Raw genomic sequence first — 20,339 nt, 5'->3', positions numbered from 1 at the left:
CGATCCTATCTACTAGTCGAATTTCAGATGACTATAGCCCGATAGGTTTTGTGGCGCACATCTCGCGGGGGTAAAACTTAGCGGATCGTCACTTGTCGGGAGTTAATCGTTTCTACCCGACGACGCTCCTCCGCATTCAAAGGCGCATCATTTTCAAGCTCTTGAGCAAGCTTGGCATCCAAAGCCTTGAGATCTTCCGCGTAGCTTTCAGGGGCACGCTCGGGATCAAGATCCCACACCGGCACCAACACACCATGGGTGCGGAACACGCCGGCAAACTTAGAGCCTTCGCCTAAGTGAAGCTCATCGCGTGCAGCAACGCGGGCAAGCGCCTTCATCAACGCATCTTCTGCCTCGGGGCGCACCCAACGGATATGCGCCTTCTCGCCGGGATTGATCCACCAAGCGGTAGCCGGTGCCTCCACGCGCTGCGAAGGCAAGACCGATTCATTGGCCATTTGCAGCCCCTGGGCATACTCAGGGGTAATCATGCTGGGGTCCGGCACCCACCAGTTGAAATCGTGGAATTCTTCGATCTGAAGCTCTTGATCTTGCTCTAAAAGCTCCTCGAGCTTCGGCTGGGATCCATCAGCCACGCCCACTTCAAGCACGCTGCCCGGCTTGGCCTCCAGCGCCCAAGACAGCGCGAAGGCTAGGTCGCGATGCGGGTTTTGGGAGCGCTGCTGGGTTTGCAGGGCTACAAAGATGCTGCCATCTTCGCGCACCAATGCCGCGCCGCCACCGGGCAGCACGGTGCAAAGGTTGACTTCCTTGCCCTTGGCTTGTGCCTTCGCAATCGCGGAGGGCACAAATTCCTGCAGGGCCACAAGATCCGTCTCGAAGGAGAAGCCCTCGTAGGGGCGCGGATCCTTTTCGTACTTGGCGCGCTCTGCGGCGCGGGCGGCAAGTTTAGCCTGCCTGCGGCTCATGCCCTCAGGCAGTTGCTCTTTTTGCTTCTTCTTTTTAGCCATGCTTTCTAAACTTACCGCCTTCACGCGGCAGGTCTAGTGCCAGGCACCCTCAATGCGCTCGACGTGATCGCGCACGCGCTCACCCTCGGCGTACAAGGGCATATCCTTCTTTGCCTGGTAGAAGGGCACGTCGATGGGATCAAGTGGCTTGCGGCCACGGATCAGATCAGCGGCCTTCTCGGCCATCATGATCACCGGGGCATAGATATTGCCGTTGGTGATGATGGGCATAACGGAGGCATCGCACACATAGAGGCCATCGATGCCGTGGACCTGCATCGTCTCAGGATCCACCACTGCCATTTCATCTTCGGAACTACCCATCTTGGCCGTACAGGAGGGGTGCAGGGCAGTTTCGGCGTCGTTGCGCACCCATTCGAGGATTTCCTCGTCGCTTTGCACATCCATACCCGGTGAGATTTCCCCATCGGTGTATTCCTTCATGGCCTTGGTATCGAGCAAACGGCGCGATACTCGCACGGCCTCGACCCATTCGCGGCGATCCTGATCGGTAGCCAGGTAGTTGAAGATGATCTCTGGCTTTTCTTTAGGATCATCAGACTTGATGTGCACATGGCCAAGGGTGTCGGAGTACATCGGGCCTACGTGGAATTGGAAGCCGTGCGGGCTATCAATCACGGTGCCGTCGTAACGCACTGCCATGGGCAGGAAGTGGAACATCAGGTTTGGGTAGGCCTCGTCATCGTTGGAGCGAGCAAAGCCGCCGGCCTCGAAGTGGGAGGAAGCCACAGGGCCCTTCTTGCTCAAAAGCCACTGCAAACCGATGAAGGGGCGGCGCCACATCTTCAGGTAGGGCTGCGAGGACACCGGCTGGGTCACGTTGTACTGCACATACACCTCAAGGTGATCCTGGAGGTTTTCACCCACACCAGGCATGTGCTTTTTCACCTCTACGCCGGCCTTTTCCAGCACCTCTTTATTGCCGATGCCGGAAAGCTGCAGCAGTTGCGGGGTGTTGAAGGCGCCACCGCACAAGATGACTTTATCGGCGAAGACGCGACGCTTCTTGCCCTTCCACTCATATTCCACGCCAACGGCCTTCTCGCCCTCGAAGAGCACGCGGGTAGTAAAGGCACGGGTGCGCACATCGAGGTTCTTGCGGTCCATTACTGGGTGCAAGTAGGCGCGCGCAGCAGAGAGGCGCTTGCCGCCAAGGATGTTGCGATCAAAAGGCGCGAAGCCTTCTTGGCGGTAGCCATTGACGTCGTTGGTGAGGTTATAGCCTGCCTCTTGCACGGAGCGGAAGAAGGCCTGGAACAGTGGGCTGGTAGCCGGGCCGCGGGTGAGCTTGAGCGGGCCGTTGTGTCCGCGACGAGGATCTTCTGGGTCCGCGCCGAGGGCAGTTTCCATCTTGTTAAAGTACGGCAGCACGTGCTTGTAGTCCCAGTGCTCCATGCCTGGCAACGCGCCCCACTTTTCGTAGTCCATGGGGTTGCCGCGTTGGAAGATCATGCCGTTGACGGAGGAGGAGCCACCGAGGACCTTGCCGCGGGCGTGGTAGATGCGACGGCCGTTCATCTCTGGCTCGGGCTCAGATTCATAGCCCCAGTCGTAGTGCTTGTTGCCGATGGGGAAGGAAAAGGCCGCCGGCATGTGGATGAAGAGATCCCACAGCGAATCCATGCGTCCGGCCTCAAGCACCAGCACGTCGGTGTCGCTGTCTTCGCTCAAGCGATTGGCCAGCACCGAACCGGCGGAGCCGCCACCAACGATCACCACATCGCGACGGCGATCTTCTACCACTTCGCCTTCGGTGTCATGTTTTGCACCGAAGCGTTGCTGCAGTGCCCGGAATTGATCTTGAATAGACACGCGAGTTGCCTCCCTTGTTCCGAATTTTCACTTTTATACCCAAAATAACGCCCGATTCTGGGGCAGTTTTTACCCCCGCCACCCCTGAACGAACTGGCATTTTGGGCTAACCTTTTCCATTCTGCCAAAAAGCATGCACAAAGGCTAACGCCAGAAAAATACCCCTGCCTGTGTATCCTAATGCAGGTTAAGGCTAGTAAACACAAGGCAGAAGGTGATGCGAGTGGAAGAACAACGACCCAGCAACACAGAACCGGAAACAAAAGTCATTGTTGGCTCATACCGAGCCGGCACCCAAAAAGATGCTGACAAAGGAGCAGCTCAGACCAATTGGCGAGTCTTCATCGCCTCTGCAGCGGGCATCCTCGCCGTCACGCTTTGGGCATTCTTTGGCGGCGAAAGCGCCGAGGCCGCGCTTGGCAGCGTTACCGGGTGGATCGCTACCAACCTCGGTTGGTTTTATATCCTCACCGGCACCGTGGTGATCATCTTTGTGCTGGCGGTGGCATTTGCCAGAACCGGCACGATCAGGCTCGGCCCTGATCACTCCCGCCCGCAATTCCGGCTCTTTTCCTGGGCCGCCATGCTCTTTGCCGCAGGCATCGGCGTGGATCTGATGTTCTTCGCCGTGGCAGAACCCGTCACGCAGTATTACGCACCGCCGGTAGGAGCAGGCGAAACCCGCGAGGCCGCCCGCCAAGCAGTGGTGTGGGCACTGTTCCACTACGGCTTTACCGGTTGGGCCATGTACGCGCTGATGGGCATGGCCTTTGGCTACTACGCCTATCGGTTGAATATGCCGCTTGCCATCCGCTCGGCGCTGTATCCGATCTTTGGCAAGCGCGCCAAGGGTGCGATCGGCGATGCCGTGGATGTTGCAGCCATGCTCGGCACCGTGTTCGGTGTGGCCGCCTCGCTCGGCATTGGCGTGGTGCAGCTGAACTACGGGCTGAAGGTGATGTTCGATATTCCCGAAGGCCAAGCAGCCCAGATTGCACTCGTGGTGCTTTCGGTAGGCGTTGCCACCATCTCGGCTGTCTCTGGTGTGGATAAGGGCATCAAGATGCTCAGTGAGATCAATGTTGGCCTGGCACTGGTGCTCATGGCCTATATCGTGATCGCCGGCAAGACGGCCTTCCTCATGGATGGTCTCGTGATGAATATTGGCGAGTACGTCTCCTCGCTTCCAGGCATGACCATGGACACCTTCGCATTCTCCGAGGATCCCGAATACACCAAGCAGTGGATGGGCGCATGGACGCTGTTCTTCTGGGCTTGGTGGGTGGCCTGGGCGCCCTTTGTTGGCCTATTCTTGGCCCGCATTTCTCGCGGTCGCACCCTGCGCCAATTCATCTTCGGCACCTTGAGCATCCCCTTTGTTTTCATCCTGCTGTGGATGAGCTTCTTTGGTAACTCCGCACTCGATCTGGTGCGCAGTGGCGATGAGGCCTTCGGCGATGCCGCGATGGCCGAGCCGCAGCGCGGCTTCTACGATCTCTTGGCCACCTACCCGGGCTCTTTCTTCCTGATCGGTTTGGCCACCTTGATCGGCCTGCTGCTCTACATCACCTCCGCCGACTCCGGTGCTTTGGTGATGAGTAACTTCACCTCAAAAACTGATCACAGCGCCCAAGACGGTCCGGTGTGGTCGCGTATCTTCTGGGCGGTACTCGTTGGTCTTCTTACCGTGGTGTTGCTGCAGATCGACGGCGTGACCACGGTGCAGTCGGCCACGGTGGTGATGGGGCTGCCATTTTCCATCGTGATGTATCTGATCATGATTGGTTTGATCCGCTCCTTCCGCATGGAAGGCACCCAATCGGCAGCCCGCGGCATCGCCTTGCACGCAGCCATGTCGGGCCGTAGTGATTCGGGCTCTCATGCCACCACTTGGCGTAGGCGCCTCAGCAGGGCCAATACGTGGCCGAGTGCGCAGCGCTGCCAGCACTATCTGGAACAGACGGTGCAGCCTGCACTTGAGCAGGTTGCTGCGGAGCTGCGCGATCGCGGGCTGAATACCCACCTCGTTTCTTCTGCCGTAAGCGATATTCCGGTTCGTTCGCTGGATCTCACGGTGGATCTGGGTGAGGAGCAAAACTTCCGCTACCAGCTCTTCCCCGTTGAAAATCCCGTGCCCTCCTTTACCCGCAACACCGTTGGCGGCGAGGTGTATTACCGCCTGGAGGTCTTCGACCACACTGGTTCTTTGGGCTATGACGTCTTTGGCTATACCCAAGAGCAGTTGATTGATAATGTGCTGGACTTGTATGAACGCCACCTGGAATTCCTGCACATGCAAAGGGATATCCCGGGCCGCTCTGATATGTCTGGCGGAGCCAGCCCTGTGATGGACTGGCGAAAAGACTAGCCTCGTTTTTGCAACCATCAATCCAACCGAGGAGAACTTGAATTGAGCACAACTTTTTTCGACCCAACGCAGTGCGCATTGCTTGAAGGTGTGTATCAAAGCGAAGGCCCAGCCTCGCTCTATATCGATGGCCAGTGGCAGCCCGCCGCAGACGGCGCCACCCGCACCATCACTTGCCCAGCCAATGGCGAAGAAGTTGGTGTTGTTTCAGAAGCCAGCGAGGCTGATACACAGCGCGCCATCGAGGTAGCACGCCGCACCTTCGACGAAGGCTCATGGGCTGAAACCCCGGCGGTTGAGCGCGGCAAGATTTTGCTTCGCACTGCCGCACTGATCCGCGAGCACAAGGACGCCTTCGCTGCTGCGGAATCGGCAGATACCGGCAAGCGCCTGCCGGAATCCGAGGCAGATATGGACGATATTGCCAATGCTTTTGATTACTTTGGCACCCTTGCCCAGCACGGCGCAGGGCGCGTGGTTGATCCCGGCGATCCTTCGGTTCGCTCACGCATCGATGCAGAGCCGGTGGGCGTATGCGGTTTGATTACCCCCTGGAATTATCCGCTGCTGCAGGTGTCTTGGAAGGTGGCGCCCGCGATCGCTGCTGGCAATACCTTTGTGCTCAAGCAGGCAGAGCTCACCCCGCACACCGCGATGATGTTGATGAACGTGCTTGAGCAGGCCGGCCTGCCCAAAGGCGTGGGCAATTTAATTACCGGCGCAGGTGCGCGCTGCGGCAATCCGCTTTCTACCAGCCCATTGGTGGATATGGTCTCTTTCACCGGCGGTTTGGCCACCGGCAAACTCATTGCGCGCAATGCAGCGGAGACGATTAAGCGCACCGCACTGGAGCTTGGCGGCAAAAACCCCAACGTGATTTTTGCCGACGCCGATTTCGATGCAGCCGTTGATAATGCACTCAATGGTGCCTTCGTGCACTCCGGCCAGGTGTGCTCGGCAGGTTCGCGCATCATCGTAGAAGCATCGATCCACGATGAATTTGTGAAGGCACTGGTGGAGCGGACCAAGAAGATCAAGCTCGGCGGCCCTGCCGATGCCGATGCCGAAACCGGCGCGTTGATCTCCAAGGAGCACCGCCAGAAGGTTGCCGACTATGTGGATCATGCACGCGAGCAGGGCGCGAAGGTGCTCTGTGGCGGTCGCGTGGCCGAGGCTGAGGATAACCAGGGCAGCCACGGCACCGGCAACACCGATTTGAGCAAGGGTTGGTTCTACCTGCCCACGGTGATTGATCAGTGCGATCGCAGCATGGATTGCGTACACGATGAGGCCTTTGGCCCCGCGGTGACCATTGAGACCTTCAGCACCGAAGAGGAGGCCATCGAGCTGGCCAATGACACCGAATATGGCCTGGCTGGTGCCGTGTGGACCCAGGATGCTGGCAAGGCTGAGCGCGTGGCACGCGGATTGCGCCACGGCACCATTTGGATTAATGATTTCCACCCCTACCTGCCACAGGCCGAGTGGGGCGGCATGAAGCAATCCGGCAATGGCCGCGAGCTTGGCCCAACTGGTCTAGCCGAGTACCAGGAACACAAGCACGTCTATCAGAACATCGCCCCGGCGGTTACTGGTTGGTTTGCAGGCTAAGGGCCACATCTGGGGCATCAGTGGCAAGCATGCCTAGGCCTTGCTGCTGAGCCCACCGGATATCTTCGGGCTCATTCACGGTGAACATGTAGGTGTTCGCCGTGATTTTTTCTGGGTTGGCACGCCCACGAACCAAAGAAATCCCCTGGCCTTTGGCACACCACTCCCAATCGCGCAGCAGCCGCACGGTGTGCATTTTTGGTGCAAGCTTGGCCATGCGCCTGGTTCCCGCGGTGGAAAAAGAGATGTAGTGCATGCGTGGGTCGTCGACAAGCTTGCGATAGCAAAGTCGCAGCACGATCTGCTCTTCGAGCATTCTTCCGAAGCGCGTGGGGTGCTTGGCCTCGATATACAGGTGGCGATTGGGGTAGGCCAGGACCATATCGAGCAGCTCATCAAGGCGCAGCACGCCGAGGGCACTGAGCTCTTTGGAGCTTGTCGACGCCACCCTGCGCGGATCATCAAACATGCGCAGCAAGGTGGGATCGTGGAAGCACATCAACTGCCCGTCTTTACTCAGGCGCACATCACACTCGACGCCGTGGATGGGCAATTCCAAGGCCTTCTCATAGGCCTCGGCGCTCATTTCTGTATAGCGGGAACTAAAACCCCGGTGGGCGATAATGTGCATGTTCTTACGCTATCCCTTAGCAATTGCCTCGGCAATTTCAGCCAGGATTCAGCCTGCTGCCAGCTAGCAGCGCGATGATCACGCATTATGCATTCACCATTGCGCGGCATCCTCCTGATCCTGAGCGCCATCATGCTCGGGGCGCTCAGCGCAAACGCTGTGATCAAAGGCATCGACATCAAGCTGCTCACCTGGGTAGCCGAGCACCGCTTCGAGCACATGATCGCAGCCACCTTGGCGCTGAGCAACGTCTTCACGCCACTGAGCATCCTCGGCTTCGCACTGCTTGCCGGCGCCCTGGCCTGGTGGGTGACCTCGTCTCGGCGCGCCTTTAGCTATATCGTCTTCGTCGTCGGCGCAGCCACACTGCTTGCCCAAGGCATGAAGTTCATCTTCCAACGCCCCAGGCCAGACGCCGCCTTCCAAGTGATCCCAGCACTCAACTACGCCTTCCCCTCCGGGCACGTCACCGGCGTGGTGGCACTCAGCAGCGCCATCGTCTTGCTCGTGCTGCATGTGGCAGGCAAACAAGTCGCGCTGGCCGCAGGCTTTTTCGCCACCCTGCTCATCGGCGCGACCGCCTGGTCGCGGGTGTACCTGGGCGTGCAATGGCCAAGCGATATCATCGCCGCCGCCCTCATCGGCTTCGGCGTGGCCTTAGCTGCCAGCCCCATACTCAAGGGCTTTCAAGCCCCGGGCGGTGTTGAGCAGAGCTCAGGGGCGCCGGTGAGCGAACACCCAGTAATTCTGCAGTAGGAAATTCACTATGGTGGCACATGCCTGAGAGAAGAACCAAGACCAAAATAAAATGTGCTGAGTCTCCGGGAAGCCATGTCTCAATAACGCATCAACTGCCACCGCTAACCCAAAGCAACAGCAGTACACCGATGCGGCCCTGGCTTTCTCAACCAAGGATCGATCACCGGCAAACGTGAAAAAACTGTTCAGATAATAGGCAACCGTGCTGCCCACGATATAACTGCCGGCGCGCGCCAACGCAGCAAGGACCCCTAGATCGAGCAACAAAGCCCTGGTGCCGTAATCGCTAAAGGCTCCCACGATTCCGATAATGAAAAACGTGGAAGCCTTTGCGATGAGACTTTTCTGCATGGAACAGATTCTACTTCTAGAACCTCTGCCCTATTGAGCCGGGAAGAATTCCTCTTGCACCTGGCGCAGCACCTTGGCGGAGTGGCGGAAGCGTTCGAGTTCGTGGTCAGTCAATTCCAGTTCCACAACGCGGTTGATGCCGCCGCGATTAATCACAGCCGGGGTGCCGATGTAGATGTTTTCCTCACCGTACTGGCCCTCAAGCAGCGCGGAGCAAGGCAAGGCCACTTCCTGGTTGTGGATCACGGCGCGGGTGATACGAGCCAAGCCCATGCCAATGCCATAGGAGGTAGAGCCCTTGGCGTCGATGATCTTGTAGGCGGCGTCGCGGGTTTCTTCGAAGATCTTTTCCAGTTCCTCTTCTAGGCCCGGGTTCTTTTCCAATTGCTTGCGCATGGAAACACCGGCCACGGTGGCAGAGCTGAGCACCGGCAGCTCGGTATCGCCGTGCTCGCCGATGATGTAGGCGTGGATGGAGGAAGGCGCGACGTCGTAACGCTCGCCGAGCATGTAGCGGAAGCGGGCGGAATCGAGCACGGTGCCGGAGCCAATCACACGGTGCCAATCCAGGCCGGAGTACTGCCACACGGCGTAGGTGAGGATGTCCACTGGGTTGGAGGCAACCAGGAAGATGCCGTCGAAGTTATTGGCCATCACTTCGTCCACGATGGACTTCATGATCTTCATGTTCTTGCCCACGAGCTGCAGGCGGGTTTCACCCGGCTTCTGAGCAGCGCCGGCGCAAATGACCACCATGGCGGCGTCTTCGCAGTCGGCGTAGGTGCCCTTGGTTACCTTGGTGCGCGATTGCGCCCACACCACACCGTGGTTGAGGTCTTGGACGTTGCCTTCAAGCTTCTTTTCATCGATATCGATGATGGCCAGGTGATCGACGGTGCCTTGGTTGACCAGCGCATAGGCGTAGGCCACTCCTACATCGCCAGCGCCGATGAGGACGACTTTATTACCAACGATCTTGTTCATGCTCTCTCCCGTGAGACGTGTCGCATTGTGGCGGATGTTTTGGTTTCACCCACATTATGCCCGTTTTGTGTTGCTTTATGCCCGATTTGAGGTGATTTTCACACTTACCGCTACACTTTTCCCACAATGAACGCACAGAACCCACACGCTACGCATGCCCCATCCGCCCGAAGCTACAGCGCGCGACGCACGATCACCCACGTCTTGCTCGCCGCAGTGCTCGTAGCAATAAGCGCCCTGGTCTACCGCAACGCCACCGCCGGCGGCTGGCTCGCAGAACTCGACCACCAACTTCTCGAGCACTCCTACAACGACCGCTCCAATACCCTTGCCAAGTGGGTGACCTGGTACACCAATATCGGCACCACGGCCTTTACCGCCCCCATCGCCACAGTGCTAGTGGCGTGGCTGGCCTGGGCCAAGCGAAGCTGGTGGCCCATCATCATCACCGCACTATCTGCCACATGCTCGGTGCTTACCACCACCTTGGTCAAAGAATGGCTGGGACGCCCGCGCCCCGAACACACCTTCGCGGTCGCCCCATTCGAATACGCACCAAGTTTCCCCTCTGGCCACACACTGAATGCCGTGGTGGTATTCGGCATCATCGCCATCTTGTACGCCAGCACCCTCGGCTACATCCTGGCAGGCATCTACATCCTGCTCATGGGCGCATCCCGAATCTGGCTTGGCCACCACTGGTTCACCGACGTGCTCGCCGGATGGCTCATCGGCGCCGCGTGGCTGCTAGTGATCAGCGCTATCTTCTGGCCCATCCTGCGCAATATCAGGGCCACACGCCACACCCGTTGAGTGATGCGGGCAGTACCCGTATGGGTTCTTGTGCAGGTACTGCTGATGCTCATCCTCTGCAAGGAAATACCTGCCCGCCGGAGTATCAGCTAGGGGTTTGACCTCGGTGGTGATGCGCGGATAGCCCTCCTGCTCTAGGCGCTTGCCATAGGCCTCAACCATCGCAGCCGCCTGCTCAGCTTCCTGCGCATCCTGGGTATAAATGGCCGAACGATACTGCGTACCCACATCGTTGCCCTGGCGATACCCCTGCGTGGGATCGTGCGCTTCTAGGGCTGCGGCCACGAGCTGCTCAAAACGCACCTGCTTTGGGTCATACACGATGTGCACAATCTCAGTGTGGTTCGTGCGCCCCGAACACACCTCCCTATAGGTGGGATTTTCGGTGATGCCACCGGCATAGCCAACCGACGTCACATGTACCCCATCCATCTGCCAAAACAGCTTCTCAGCGCCCCAAAAACACCCCAGGCCCACATAGAGTTCGCGCAGCCCCTCATCCCAAGGACCTACAAGCGAGGTGCCCAGTACCGCGTGCGGGCGCGGATGCTCCAACACAGGGTGGCGCCCACCCTTAAGTGCTCGATCGGCGTCGACCAATTCGGGCTCTCGTGCAAATAGCCATCCCATGAAAAGCAGCCTCCTAGAAATTTGCGAGTCAATAACGATAACGGATCATCCCCTTGAATATTCCCAGGAATCTCCTATGATGGGGGACACGTCGCCAACTTGCGTGGCGCACATTAGTAAATACGAAAGGAAACTGAAACCACCATGGCTAAGTACGAACTTCCAGAACTTGATTACGCTTACGACGCTCTCGAGCCCCACATCTCCGCAGAGATCATGGAGCTTCACCACTCCAAGCACCACCAGAATTACGTCAACGGTGCCAACAAGGCTCTCGAGCGCCTGGCCGACGCCCGCGAAAACGGCTACATCGGCGACGCCGTGACCGCCCTGACCAAGGACCTCGCCTTCAACCTCGGCGGCCACACCAACCACTCCATCTTCTGGAAGAACCTCTCCCCCAACGGTGGCGGCGAGCCCACCGGCGCACTGGCAGAGGCCATCAAGGAAGAGTTCGGCTCCTTCGACGCCTTTAAGAAGCACTTCTCCGCAGCAGCCCTCGGCCTCCAGGGCTCCGGCTGGGCAGTACTCGGTTACGACCACATCGGTGGCCGCCTCGTCGTCGAGCAGCTCACCGACCAGCAGGGCAACATCTCTGCAAACCTCACCCCGCTGCTCATGCTCGACATGTGGGAGCACGCCTTCTACCTGCAGTACAAGAACGTGAAGGCCGATTACGTTGAGGCCGTATGGAACGTCTTCAACTGGGACGACGTGCAGGCTCGCTACGAGGCTGCCGCAAAGTAGGCCCACTTTCCCCCTTCTAGATATATATCTAGAAGGGGGTTTTGCTATGTCCGATACTTCAGGCCTCCGCAGAGGCACCGCAGATTACCGCCGCGCCGTCATCGCCTTACTCGCGGCGGGTTTGGCCACGTTTAATGCTTTGTATTGCACGCAGGCGATGTTGCCAACGTTGACGCATGCGTTGGATATCAGTCCGACTACGGCGGCGTTGACGATTTCGGCGCCGACGGGTGCGTTGGCGTTGTGCATTGTTCCGGCGTCGGTTCTTTCTGAGCGTTTTGGTCGTGGGAAGGTGTTGATTATTTCTGCGCTTTTGGCCACGTCTTTGGGTTTGTTGCTGCCGTTGGCGCAAAACGCACCTACTTTGGTGGCGTTGCGTGGTTTGCAGGGGGTGTTTATTGCTGGGGTGCCTGCGGTGGCGATGACGTGGCTTAGTGAGGAGATCGCTGGGGTGGATCAGCCTCGGGCGATGGGCATTTATATTTCTGGGAATGCTTTGGGTGGGCTGTTGGGCCGCATGATCCCGGCGTTGTTGCTTGAGGTCACGTCGTGGCGTTGGGCTTTGTTTGGGGCTGCGGTGTTGGCGTTTGTGATGGCTGTGTTGATGGCGTGGCTTTTGCCGTATCAGCGTCGTTTTCATCCTCGGGCTTTGCATCTTCGCGAGGAGCTGGTTGCGATGGTTGATCATTGGCGTCGCCCGGAGTTGGCGTTGTTGTTCTTCTTCGGTTTTGCGGGTTTGGGCGTGTTCGTGTCGTTGTATAACTACGTCGGTTTCCGCATGATTGACACCTTTGGGCTTTCCGAGGCCTTGGTTGGTCTGGTGTTTTTGCTCTATTTGGCTGGTTCTTGGAGTTCGGCTCGTGCGGGTGCGTGGATGCAGCGTGTGGGCCGCGGCCCGGCGCTCACCTATGGTGCGATCGCGATGGTGTTGGGTCTTGCGCTTTCGATGCCTGCGTATTTGTGGCTCACGTTGTTGGGGATGCTTATCTTTACGGCGGCGTTTTTCTTTGTGCATTCCACGGCGTCGAGTTGGGTTGGGCGTATTGCTACGCATCACCGTGCTGAGGGCGCGAGTATGTATTTGCTCAGTTATTACGTGGGTTCCTCGGTGGTGGGTTGGCTCTCGGGGTATCTTTTTGCTTCTTTGTCGTGGGTGGGTTTTATCGCCTCGATTATGGTGTGGCCGGTGTTACTGGTGGCCGCGTCTATGCTCTTGCGCCACAAAGCCAGTTGATCCGGAAAAACCCGGGGTTTAATCTTTAAGGTTATGAGCGATCAAACTTCCGGACGTTTCTCCCGGTCTACCTGGCACCGCAAAGCCTCCAAACCGGTAACGATTTGGTTGATCGCACTCGTGCTGGTCAGCCTGGTGCATTGGGCTATCCCGAACTACCGCTGGCTGCTGATCCACATGTTCACGCTCGGCGCGCTGAGCAATTCGATCATGTTGTGGTCGCAGCACTTCACCGAAAAGTTTTTGCACCAGAAGCTTGACGACGCCACCCGCCCCCTGCAGTTGCTGCGATTCAGGGTGCTCAACATCGGCATCATCGTCACCCTCATTGGCCAGGTATTCACGGCCATACCGGGGCACTGGATCCTTACCTGCATTGGTGCGACTGTGGTGGGGCTTTCTTTGGCGTATCACGCCTGGTTCTTAGGCCAGCAATATTTGCGAGCTGATCGCACCCAACGCTTTGCGCCTTGCGTGTTGGCGTATATCGGCTCTGCTTCTTTCCTTCCTTTTGGCGCCCTTTTTGGCGCGTTGATGGCAGCGGATGTGGGCTGGAAAGAGGAGCTGAAGTTCGCCCACCTCACGGTGAATCTTTTGGGCTTTACCGGCTTTGCTGCCATCGGCACGCTCATGCTGCTATTCCCCACCATTTGGCGCACGCAATCTGGCGGTGAGCGCCCGAAGCTGGTGCTCACGCTCATGACCATCGGCGTGATCGATACCGTCTTCGGCGGGCTGTTAGGAGCTGGACCTTTTGCTGCCATTGGTTTGATGACGTACCTGTGCGGCGTGCTGATCGCCGCCTGGGATTGGTTTGGCATGGTGCGCAAGGTGCTTGCCGATCCCCGCGATCGCGTCACTTTCTCCAGCATCTCGGTGGCCATGGCCCCGCTCTGGCTGATCGGCTCCCTCCTGGTGCTATCGGTGCGCTGCCTTACAGCCCCGAGCTTCTCGCAGCTCAACTTGCCCACGATGGCACTGCTCATCGGCTTTGCCGCGCAGTTGCTCATTGGTGTGATGAGCTACCTGTTGCCTTCCAATATTGGCGGCGGGCCTGCGGCTACGCGCACCGGTCTGGCGGTGTATGACAGAGCCGGCATTTTCCGCTCCACCTTGCTCAACGTAGGCCTTGGCATCTGGTTGATTACCGATCACTCCTGGCTGCGAGTCACCACCTCCATTTTGGCCTTGGGTTCTTTGGCCGTCTTTGCGGTGCTTACTCCGCTGGCGGTAAAAGCGCAGCTTGGTGTGATTCGCAAGAAGCGCGAGCCTATCGAGGCAAAAACACGCCCCGCCTGGGGTCAGGCCACCGCCGCGTTGGCGGTGCTTGCGCTCGCTGTGGCAAGTTTTGGTGGCCTGGGCGCTGGCGGGCAAAACAGTACTGTGGCGGCTCCACAAGCTGTTGATGCCACCGGTGAAGTCACCGAGATCAACGTGGAAGTATCGGGCATGCACTTTGTGCCCGATGTATTAGAGGTGCCCAAGGGCAATACCTTGAGGGTCAATTTCACCAATACCGGCGATCAAGCGCATGACTTGAAGTTTGCTAATGGCGTGGAATCGGGCCGGCTCCAACCGGGTGAGTCTGCCACCTTAGAAGTTGGCACCATTAGTGAGGCCATGCAGGGCTGGTGCACTGTGGCAGGCCATAGGCAGATGGGTATGGAATTAAGCGTGGTTCCTAGCGGTGACGCTGTTGCCGCCCCGAAGGCTGGAGGTGGGCAGCAGGAGGCGTCGACAAGCTCCCTGGTGAACCCAGATGATCTCAACTCTGAGCTGATCATCGATCCCGTCCTGCGCCCGGCGAAGGATCAGAAGGTGCATAAGGTCACCCTCGATGTTTCCGAAATTGCCATGCCCATTAGCGAGAATCAAAGTCGCGGGCGTTGGACCTTTAATGGCAAGCTCATGGGGCCGGTGCTGCGCGGCAAGGTGGGCGACCGCTTCGAAGTCACACTGGTAAACAATGGCACCATGAGCCACTCAGTAGATTTTCATGCTGGCATGGTCTCACCAGATCCCGTGATGCGATCCATCGAACCGGGCGAATCACTGCAATATAATTTCACCGCCGAGCACGCGGGCGCCTGGCTCTACCACTGCGGCACAGCGCCGATGAGCCTGCATCTTGCAGCCGGCATGTACGGGGCATTGATCATTGATCCCGCAGATCTCGACCCAGTAGACCACGAATACTTCCTCGTGCAATCGGAGGTTTACGGGCTTGAAAGCACCCCCGAAAACCCCGTAGATACCGCTTTACTTGCAGCCAATACTCCAAGCGCGGTGGTATTTAATGGCCTAGAAAACCAGTACCTGGCCAAGCCCATCAAGATCAAGCGCGGCGAAAGGGCACGCTTCTGGCTGATCAACGCAGGCCCCAATAAGGCCTTGAGCTTCCACATTGTGGGCACCCAATTTGATACCTCCTACAAAGAAGGCGCCTACCTGCTGCGCAATGCAGAAGGCGGCGGCGCATCGCAGGCACTGGATCTGCTGGCAGCACAGGGCGGTTTTGTAGAAGCAGAATTTGCAGAACCTGGCACCTACACCATGGTCAACCACCAATTCATCGACGCAGAACGCGGCGCCAAAGGTCAGATCATCGTCGAATAGCGCCTAGGCCCTTGGCACTCCCGGCGCGCCCGCATCAAGCCACCGTCGTACCGCGGCGGTGGCTTTGCAATCATCAGCGTTATAGCGCAGCAGCGTCTCCCGAGCGCCTTGGCGGTAGAGATCCACGCTGGCCTCGCCATCAATATCGTCTTTCCAGTGATAGCCCGCCACCGGCGCCACCACCTTCAACCCCAACCCAAAAGGCCCAGCCAACTGGGCTTTTACCTGGGCAAACACATCGATCCACTCATCAGAGGCAATAAAATCACGCACCTCCTGCTCACTTGGCACACCCGGATACTTGCCGTGGAAACGCCGAGCAGAAAACTTCAGCCAGTGATTCTCGCCGTGCGCCGAATAGCAATACACGCCAAAAGAGCCCTCCGCCGCTGCTTTACGACGCATAAGCCAATCCCAAAAACGCGCAAAATTCTCAGCCTCCTCAACACCACCCAACTCGCCCCATGTGGCAAAAGGACGGTACTCGTGGCCATCAAAGGTGCCCCATAAATACGCCCCCTGATCCAGGTAGGCCTCAACATCAATATCAATTTCCACATCGCGGCGCGGGTGCTGGGGGTGCTCGCTCGTCACGAGCACCGGCTCATGGTTACGCCATGCCTGTGCCAGGCGGCTGGGGAGGCCAAGGTTGGCGTCGATAAGCTCTTGGACGCTTTCAATCCCCTCTTCTAGATATATGCTCGACCGGCCGCCTGGAAGCACGAGCGAAACATGATCGCGGGCTTGAAGCTCCGCCTCGCACTTCGGCCAAAAACGGCAGCTTGCGCACTCTTTCACGCGGTGGGCGTGGGTGGGGGTTGGGCCTTGGAGCGTGGTGTCTAAGCCCTGCTGCAGATTCTTCGTGGCAATGATGTACGCCAGGGCGCGGTTTTGGCCAATGAGCCCACCCTCGGGGCAGGCAATGCCCATGCGCTCCAAAGCGCGCGCAGCCATCGCCACCGCATAGGAATCCACCGCGTGATGGCGAATCTTCGCATGCACACTACGGGGCTGGCCAAGGCCAAGGCGCGCGGTGGGGATGGTGGGCACTTCTTTGTTGGGATCAGGCCGGGCGATGCGGTGATTGCTAATGATCACCGGCATATAGTGCTGCTTTGCCCTGCGCACCAGCACATCGACGTGCACCTGCCAGGGCTTATCGTGATCCTCACCCTCGAGCACGGCGTTGGTCACCATCGTTGCATCCGCCGCAAGCGCCTCAAGGGTGGCAAAGAAATCCCCCCGAGCGTCGATGCGGATAAAGCGCTTGGCATCACCCCTAGCTGGGGCGGTAGGCAATAAGGCCATGACTGCTTCTCGAGCCTCTTCAACGCGCTCAAGGCGGGCTAAAGAAGACTCGGTTGGCGGCAGATCAGGAAAACGCTCCTGCTGCACGCGGCGGTATCGGCACCCCACCAGGTCATGGGGTGCCCACGGCTTCTGCACATCATTCACAATGAATCCAGACTATTGCACGAAAACGAGTAGTGTTGAATTGATTCGACGGAAAGGTTTGTGACAGCACCCATGGGACTTTTGAAAAAAATCCGCAAAGCACGCCGAGCAGCCAAGGTAGAGGCCAAAGCCGCCAAGGCTCGCGCTAAGCAAGAAGTAAAAGAAGCCTCCAAGCTCAAGCACCGCCAGCACAAGCTGCTAGCCAAGCAAGAAAAGGCTTTGGTTAAAGCGGAGCAAAAAGGCCTCAAAGCCAAGCGCAAGCACGAACGCAAGCTGGCAGAAACAAAGCTCGAGCAAATGAAAGCCGGGCGCTTTAATAAAGACAACGTCAAGCGCTACGCAGGTGCCACCCGCGCGATTGCCCCCTTTGCGCTACCCCTGCTGTACCGCGGCGCAATGTGGCTGCGCCAGCAATTAGATAAGCAGCGCGCCGAGCAACTTGGCGTCAAAGTAGAGCACCTCGATCACTACACCGGCCACGGCGCTCCGCTGCGTGCCCGCATCGAAGGCATGCGCGATAGCCTCAAGCAGGGTGATTTGCCCAAGGGCTTTGTCACCGATGCCGATGAGCGCCTTGATGATCTCGAAGCTGCAGTGAATAACGCCGAGAATATGACCACCGAGATGCGTACCCGCAGCCACCGCAGCATTGCCAAGGACCTTGACGAGCTCGCTCGCCATATCCAACAAAAACTGCGTGGCTAAACCGGGCTGAACCGGGCTAAGCCGGTCTGCACCAAGCTAACCCGCAGCGCGCACAACAATGGGCTCCCAATCAGGAGCCCATTTTTTATTGCCAACAGCGATCCGGCTAGAGCACGCCTTGTTCGCGTGCCATGGCCACCGCCGAGGTGCGCGAACGCACACCGAGCTTGTCGTAGATGTGCACCAGGTGGCTTTTCACTGTGGCCTCTGAAAGCAGCAGGGTGCGCCCGATCTCGCGGTTAGAGGAACCAGCGGCCACGAGCTTGAGCACTTCGAGCTCGCGGGGTGTAAGGGAGGTTCGCGGGGTGCGCACGCGAGTCATCAGCCGATTAGCCACGGTAGGAGAAAGGGTGGAGTCCCCCTCTGCTGCGGAGCGCACCGCGGCGATGAGTTCCTCCGGTGGGGCATCTTTGAGCAGATAGCCTAAAGCGCCTGCCTCAATGGCGCCCAAAATATCGGCGTCGGTGTCGTAATTGGTTACCACCAGCACATGCGGTGGCTTTTCCATCGTGCGCTTAATCTCTGCGGTGGCATCGGCACCGTTGCTCATGCGAGTACCAGCCATACCGGGGCCGAAACGAAGATCCATCAAGATCACGTCAATACCACCGGCCTGAGCCGCCGCCACTGCGGCATCGGCAGTGGCGACCTCACCAATGACCTCGATATCACTTTCACTTTCCAGCACGGCCCGAAGACCAAGCCGCACAATCTCGTGGTCATCGGCAAGCAGCACACGAATCATCTGTTATCCCTTTCATACGAGAACTTCTGGCAAGTTTACCCCTCACCCGGGTCATCCGAAGGGATAGGCAACACCACCGAAAGGGCACAACCCTGCCCAGGTGCCGACTCCACCACCAACTCGCCCTGCTGCTCTTTGGCCCGAGAACGCATCGCATCAATGCCGATATGGCCCAAACCAGCCGGGCGGGAGCTTAGCGCCCCAGGATCAAAACCAATGCCGTTATCCACCACGTCGAGGCGGACCACGGTGGGTTCGTAACTCAGGGTCACGCGGCAGCGGGTGGCCTGCGAATGCTTCTGCACATTGCCCACTGCTCCTTGATATATACGTAGAAGAGAGGCTTCGGTGCTCATGGGCAATTGGCGCTCGTCGCCTTCAATATCAATTTCCATCTCAATGCCCTCCACCTGCGCTGCTACGCGGTGGAGTGCTCCGTCGAGTGAGGTTTTGGATAGGGCGGCGGGTTGGAGGGCGGCGATGATGGCGCGTGCTTCGCTGAGGTTGTCGGCTGCGGTGTGTCGGGCGAGTTCGATGCGTTGGAGGGGGCGTGTTTTGGCGCTGTTGTCGATGTCGAGGTGGTTGATGTCTTGTTCGGCGACGCGGAGCAGCATTTGGATGCTGGAGAGCCCTTGGGCGAGGGTGTCGTGGATTTCGTGGGCGATGCGTTGGCGTTCGGCGGCAATACCGGCGGCGCGTTCACTATCGGCGAGTTGGTGGCGTGTTTCGAGGAGTTCTTCGATGAGTGCTTCGCGTTCTTTGGCGCCGCGCCAGATGGCTTGGAGTGCCAGGTTGATGCCGATGACGACGGCTGCGGAGACGGTTGGGCCCATCACGGCGCCGATGGTGAGGTTGGGCCATTGGCTGACGATGGCGACCACGGTCACGCCAAAGACGGCGAATATGCCGCGGATGTCTGGCAGGGCGCGTAGGTAGAGGAAGAACAGCGGAAAGACCATGTACACGGCGACGGGCAGCACCGCGAGCATGGCGGACCAGACGATGGTCAGCGTTGCTAGCCAGGCGAGTTCGAGCCAGCCGCCGCGGATGGATTTATAGGTGCCGTAGGCGTAGACGAGCGCGAAGATGGAGGCCAGCACGACTGCGAGGATGGCGTCGCGGCGGTGGAGATCGATCACTCCGATCAATGCCACAAACAGCAGCACGGAGGTAAGCACGTTCACGGCGCGCAATAATCGGCGATCAGTCTCTAGGCTGGGATACATGAAACGTACTCTAATCGCTTGCGCCCTGCTGCTGAGTGCTTGCACGAGCGCGCCTGAGGCCCCAGAGCCGCAGCCTTCACAGCCAAGCCTCGCTGCCATTGCTCCTGAGACCATGCCGGAGCTTGTCGACGCCCCATGCCCCTATCTTGATGCGCAATGGTTGGCGGAAACCAACGGCCAGAAGGTGACGCGCACCGGCGTGGATGAGCGTTTCGATCCCCCGGCCTGTGGTTTTTGGGGTTATGGTGATCTGCCCCAGGCAACGGTATTAATTCGCCACATGCCCGATGAGGAGCAGGCCCGCGCGGTGGTGGATTGGGCAGCGCCCATTGATAGCACCGAACCTGCCACCTTGCCTGGTGGTTGGGATGGTGGACGCGCCGGTGGCCCTGAGGGCGCGGTATTTGCTGTGCAGCGCGGCCCTGTGGCCGTGGTGGCGTGGAGCGATCAGGCACAATCGCTTAAAGCCCAGCTCATTGCCCAGGAAGTGATTAACAACCTGGGGCTTTAAACAGCCACATCGTTATAGGGCATCAGCGAAGATACCCAGGGAAATACCACTTGCATGAGCAAGAAGAACACAGCAATGGCGATCAGGATGGCCAGCAGTGCTTTGACGGGCTTTGGACCTGGCAGTACCTGCCAGAGTTTGGCGTACAT

General features: G+C 58.6%; 19 protein-coding genes. 9 read left to right on the top strand and 10 right to left on the bottom strand.

Translation table 11 applies throughout. The features are described from left to right. Positions 1-77: 77 nt before the first annotated feature. Together CPPEL_RS00755 and betA are read right to left on the bottom strand one after the other, a co-directional pair. Entirely contained in the window at positions 78-971 is an 894-nt protein-coding gene (locus CPPEL_RS00755; RefSeq protein ID WP_123959233.1) for a DUF5926 family protein, read from the bottom strand. A 33-nt stretch (positions 972-1,004) separates the two neighbouring features. After that, the gene (betA, locus tag CPPEL_RS00750; RefSeq protein ID WP_123961175.1) at positions 1,005-2,777 is read right to left on the bottom strand and encodes a choline dehydrogenase; all 1,773 of its coding nucleotides are present in this window, start codon (positions 2,775-2,777) and stop codon (positions 1,005-1,007) included. 244 nt (positions 2,778-3,021) lie between these two features. On the opposite strand from betA, the gene betT reads away from it, so the two are divergent. Both betT and CPPEL_RS00740 read left to right on the top strand, forming a co-directional pair. Continuing rightward, entirely contained in the window at positions 3,022-5,172 is a 2,151-nt protein-coding gene (gene betT, locus CPPEL_RS00745) for a choline BCCT transporter BetT (RefSeq protein ID WP_123959231.1), read from the top strand. Between the two features lie 42 nt (positions 5,173-5,214). Beyond that, the gene (locus CPPEL_RS00740) at positions 5,215-6,783 is read left to right on the top strand and encodes an aldehyde dehydrogenase family protein (RefSeq protein WP_123959228.1); all 1,569 of its coding nucleotides are present in this window, start codon (positions 5,215-5,217) and stop codon (positions 6,781-6,783) included. Here CPPEL_RS00740 and CPPEL_RS00735 read toward each other — a convergent pair. Further along, the gene (locus tag CPPEL_RS00735; RefSeq protein ID WP_123959226.1) at positions 6,761-7,414 is read right to left on the bottom strand and encodes a glycerophosphodiester phosphodiesterase family protein; all 654 of its coding nucleotides are present in this window, start codon (positions 7,412-7,414) and stop codon (positions 6,761-6,763) included. The genes CPPEL_RS00740 and CPPEL_RS00735 overlap by 23 nt on opposite strands. A gap of 87 nt (positions 7,415-7,501) precedes the next feature. Here CPPEL_RS00735 and CPPEL_RS00730 point away from each other — a divergent pair, with 87 nt between their 5' ends. After that, positions 7,502-8,170 carry a phosphatase PAP2 family protein gene (locus CPPEL_RS00730; RefSeq protein WP_123959224.1) on the top strand — a complete coding sequence of 223 codons (669 nt, stop codon included), beginning with the start codon at positions 7,502-7,504 and terminating at the stop codon, positions 8,168-8,170. Here the strand turns inward: CPPEL_RS00730 and CPPEL_RS00725 are convergent. Both CPPEL_RS00725 and CPPEL_RS00720 read right to left on the bottom strand, forming a co-directional pair. After that, positions 8,129-8,524 carry a GtrA family protein gene (locus CPPEL_RS00725; RefSeq protein WP_123959222.1) on the bottom strand — a complete coding sequence of 132 codons (396 nt, stop codon included), beginning with the start codon at positions 8,522-8,524 and terminating at the stop codon, positions 8,129-8,131. The genes CPPEL_RS00730 and CPPEL_RS00725 overlap by 42 nt on opposite strands. Positions 8,525-8,554: 30 nt before the next feature. After that, positions 8,555-9,508, bottom strand: a complete 954-nt coding sequence (locus tag CPPEL_RS00720) for an L-lactate dehydrogenase (protein WP_123959220.1) — start codon at positions 9,506-9,508, stop codon at positions 8,555-8,557. 126 nt (positions 9,509-9,634) lie between these two features. Here CPPEL_RS00720 and CPPEL_RS00715 point away from each other — a divergent pair, with 126 nt between their 5' ends. After that, entirely contained in the window at positions 9,635-10,321 is a 687-nt protein-coding gene (locus CPPEL_RS00715) for a phosphatase PAP2 family protein (RefSeq protein ID WP_123959218.1), read from the top strand. Here the strand turns inward: CPPEL_RS00715 and msrA are convergent. Then, positions 10,256-10,951 (bottom strand): peptide-methionine (S)-S-oxide reductase MsrA, encoded by a 696-nt coding sequence (gene msrA, locus CPPEL_RS00710; RefSeq protein ID WP_123959216.1) that lies wholly within the window; start codon positions 10,949-10,951, stop codon positions 10,256-10,258. The two genes, CPPEL_RS00715 and msrA, sit on opposite strands and share 66 nt — an antisense overlap. A gap of 144 nt (positions 10,952-11,095) precedes the next feature. Between msrA and CPPEL_RS00705 the strand changes: the two genes are divergently transcribed. The 3 genes from CPPEL_RS00705 to CPPEL_RS00695 are packed head-to-tail and all read left to right on the top strand — an operon-like array spanning position 11,096 to position 15,548. Further along, entirely contained in the window at positions 11,096-11,698 is a 603-nt protein-coding gene (locus CPPEL_RS00705; RefSeq protein ID WP_123959214.1) for a superoxide dismutase, read from the top strand. Between the two features lie 46 nt (positions 11,699-11,744). Next, on the top strand, positions 11,745-12,932 hold the full coding sequence (locus CPPEL_RS00700) for an MFS transporter (protein ID WP_123959212.1): 1,188 nt from the start codon (positions 11,745-11,747) through the stop codon (positions 12,930-12,932). A gap of 33 nt (positions 12,933-12,965) precedes the next feature. Next, complete coding sequence (locus CPPEL_RS00695; RefSeq protein ID WP_123959210.1) at positions 12,966-15,548, top strand: multicopper oxidase domain-containing protein; 2,583 nt, start codon at positions 12,966-12,968, stop codon at positions 15,546-15,548. A gap of 3 nt (positions 15,549-15,551) precedes the next feature. On the opposite strand, the gene CPPEL_RS00690 is transcribed toward CPPEL_RS00695, so the two are convergent. Beyond that, positions 15,552-17,003, bottom strand: coding sequence for a TM0106 family RecB-like putative nuclease (locus CPPEL_RS00690; RefSeq protein ID WP_245990462.1), 1,452 nt, complete (start codon positions 17,001-17,003; stop codon positions 15,552-15,554). A gap of 72 nt (positions 17,004-17,075) precedes the next feature. Here CPPEL_RS00690 and CPPEL_RS00685 point away from each other — a divergent pair, with 72 nt between their 5' ends. Then, positions 17,076-17,708 (top strand): DUF6474 family protein, encoded by a 633-nt coding sequence (locus CPPEL_RS00685; RefSeq protein WP_123959208.1) that lies wholly within the window; start codon positions 17,076-17,078, stop codon positions 17,706-17,708. A 106-nt stretch (positions 17,709-17,814) separates the two neighbouring features. Here the strand turns inward: CPPEL_RS00685 and CPPEL_RS00680 are convergent, their stop codons facing one another. Together CPPEL_RS00680 and CPPEL_RS00675 are read right to left on the bottom strand one after the other, a co-directional pair. After that, positions 17,815-18,453 (bottom strand): LuxR C-terminal-related transcriptional regulator, encoded by a 639-nt coding sequence (locus tag CPPEL_RS00680; RefSeq protein ID WP_123959206.1) that lies wholly within the window; start codon positions 18,451-18,453, stop codon positions 17,815-17,817. A 35-nt stretch (positions 18,454-18,488) separates the two neighbouring features. Beyond that, entirely contained in the window at positions 18,489-19,679 is a 1,191-nt protein-coding gene (locus CPPEL_RS00675; protein WP_123959204.1) for a sensor histidine kinase, read from the bottom strand. On the opposite strand from CPPEL_RS00675, the gene CPPEL_RS00670 reads away from it, so the two are divergent. Beyond that, positions 19,678-20,190 (top strand): DUF2020 domain-containing protein, encoded by a 513-nt coding sequence (locus CPPEL_RS00670; protein WP_123959202.1) that lies wholly within the window; start codon positions 19,678-19,680, stop codon positions 20,188-20,190. The genes CPPEL_RS00675 and CPPEL_RS00670 overlap by 2 nt on opposite strands. On the opposite strand, the gene CPPEL_RS11075 is transcribed toward CPPEL_RS00670, so the two are convergent. After that, positions 20,187-20,339 carry a hypothetical protein gene (locus CPPEL_RS11075; RefSeq protein ID WP_164470334.1) on the bottom strand — a complete coding sequence of 51 codons (153 nt, stop codon included), beginning with the start codon at positions 20,337-20,339 and terminating at the stop codon, positions 20,187-20,189. The genes CPPEL_RS00670 and CPPEL_RS11075 overlap by 4 nt on opposite strands.

The organism is Corynebacterium pseudopelargi (assembly GCF_003814005.1).
GTDB classification, from domain to species: domain Bacteria; phylum Actinomycetota; class Actinomycetes; order Mycobacteriales; family Mycobacteriaceae; genus Corynebacterium; species Corynebacterium pseudopelargi.
This window is presented reverse-complemented; position numbering and strand designations above follow the sequence as displayed.

Bases quoted from the DNA above. Each gene is read 5' to 3' on its own strand.
- CPPEL_RS11075 (WP_164470334.1), bottom strand. From the start codon at position 20,339: ATGTACGCCAAACTCTGGCAGGTACTGCCAGGTCCAAAGCCCGTCAAA.
- CPPEL_RS00705 (WP_123959214.1), top strand. From the start codon at position 11,096: ATGGCTAAGTACGAACTTCCAGAACTTGATTACGCTTACGACGCTCTC.
- CPPEL_RS00725 (WP_123959222.1), bottom strand. From the start codon at position 8,524: ATGCAGAAAAGTCTCATCGCAAAGGCTTCCACGTTTTTCATTATCGGA.
- CPPEL_RS00700 (WP_123959212.1), top strand. From the start codon at position 11,745: ATGTCCGATACTTCAGGCCTCCGCAGAGGCACCGCAGATTACCGCCGC.
- CPPEL_RS00675 (WP_123959204.1), bottom strand. From the start codon at position 19,679: ATGTATCCCAGCCTAGAGACTGATCGCCGATTATTGCGCGCCGTGAAC.
- CPPEL_RS00730 (WP_123959224.1), top strand. From the start codon at position 7,502: ATGCATTCACCATTGCGCGGCATCCTCCTGATCCTGAGCGCCATCATG.
- CPPEL_RS00720 (WP_123959220.1), bottom strand. From the start codon at position 9,508: ATGAACAAGATCGTTGGTAATAAAGTCGTCCTCATCGGCGCTGGCGAT.
- CPPEL_RS00670 (WP_123959202.1), top strand. From the start codon at position 19,678: ATGAAACGTACTCTAATCGCTTGCGCCCTGCTGCTGAGTGCTTGCACG.
- betT (WP_123959231.1), top strand. From the start codon at position 3,022: ATGCGAGTGGAAGAACAACGACCCAGCAACACAGAACCGGAAACAAAA.
- CPPEL_RS00680 (WP_123959206.1), bottom strand. From the start codon at position 18,453: ATGATTCGTGTGCTGCTTGCCGATGACCACGAGATTGTGCGGCTTGGT.
- CPPEL_RS00735 (WP_123959226.1), bottom strand. From the start codon at position 7,414: ATGCACATTATCGCCCACCGGGGTTTTAGTTCCCGCTATACAGAAATG.
- CPPEL_RS00715 (WP_123959218.1), top strand. From the start codon at position 9,635: ATGAACGCACAGAACCCACACGCTACGCATGCCCCATCCGCCCGAAGC.
- CPPEL_RS00755 (WP_123959233.1), bottom strand. From the start codon at position 971: ATGGCTAAAAAGAAGAAGCAAAAAGAGCAACTGCCTGAGGGCATGAGC.
- CPPEL_RS00685 (WP_123959208.1), top strand. From the start codon at position 17,076: ATGGGACTTTTGAAAAAAATCCGCAAAGCACGCCGAGCAGCCAAGGTA.
- msrA (WP_123959216.1), bottom strand. From the start codon at position 10,951: ATGGGATGGCTATTTGCACGAGAGCCCGAATTGGTCGACGCCGATCGA.
- CPPEL_RS00695 (WP_123959210.1), top strand. From the start codon at position 12,966: ATGAGCGATCAAACTTCCGGACGTTTCTCCCGGTCTACCTGGCACCGC.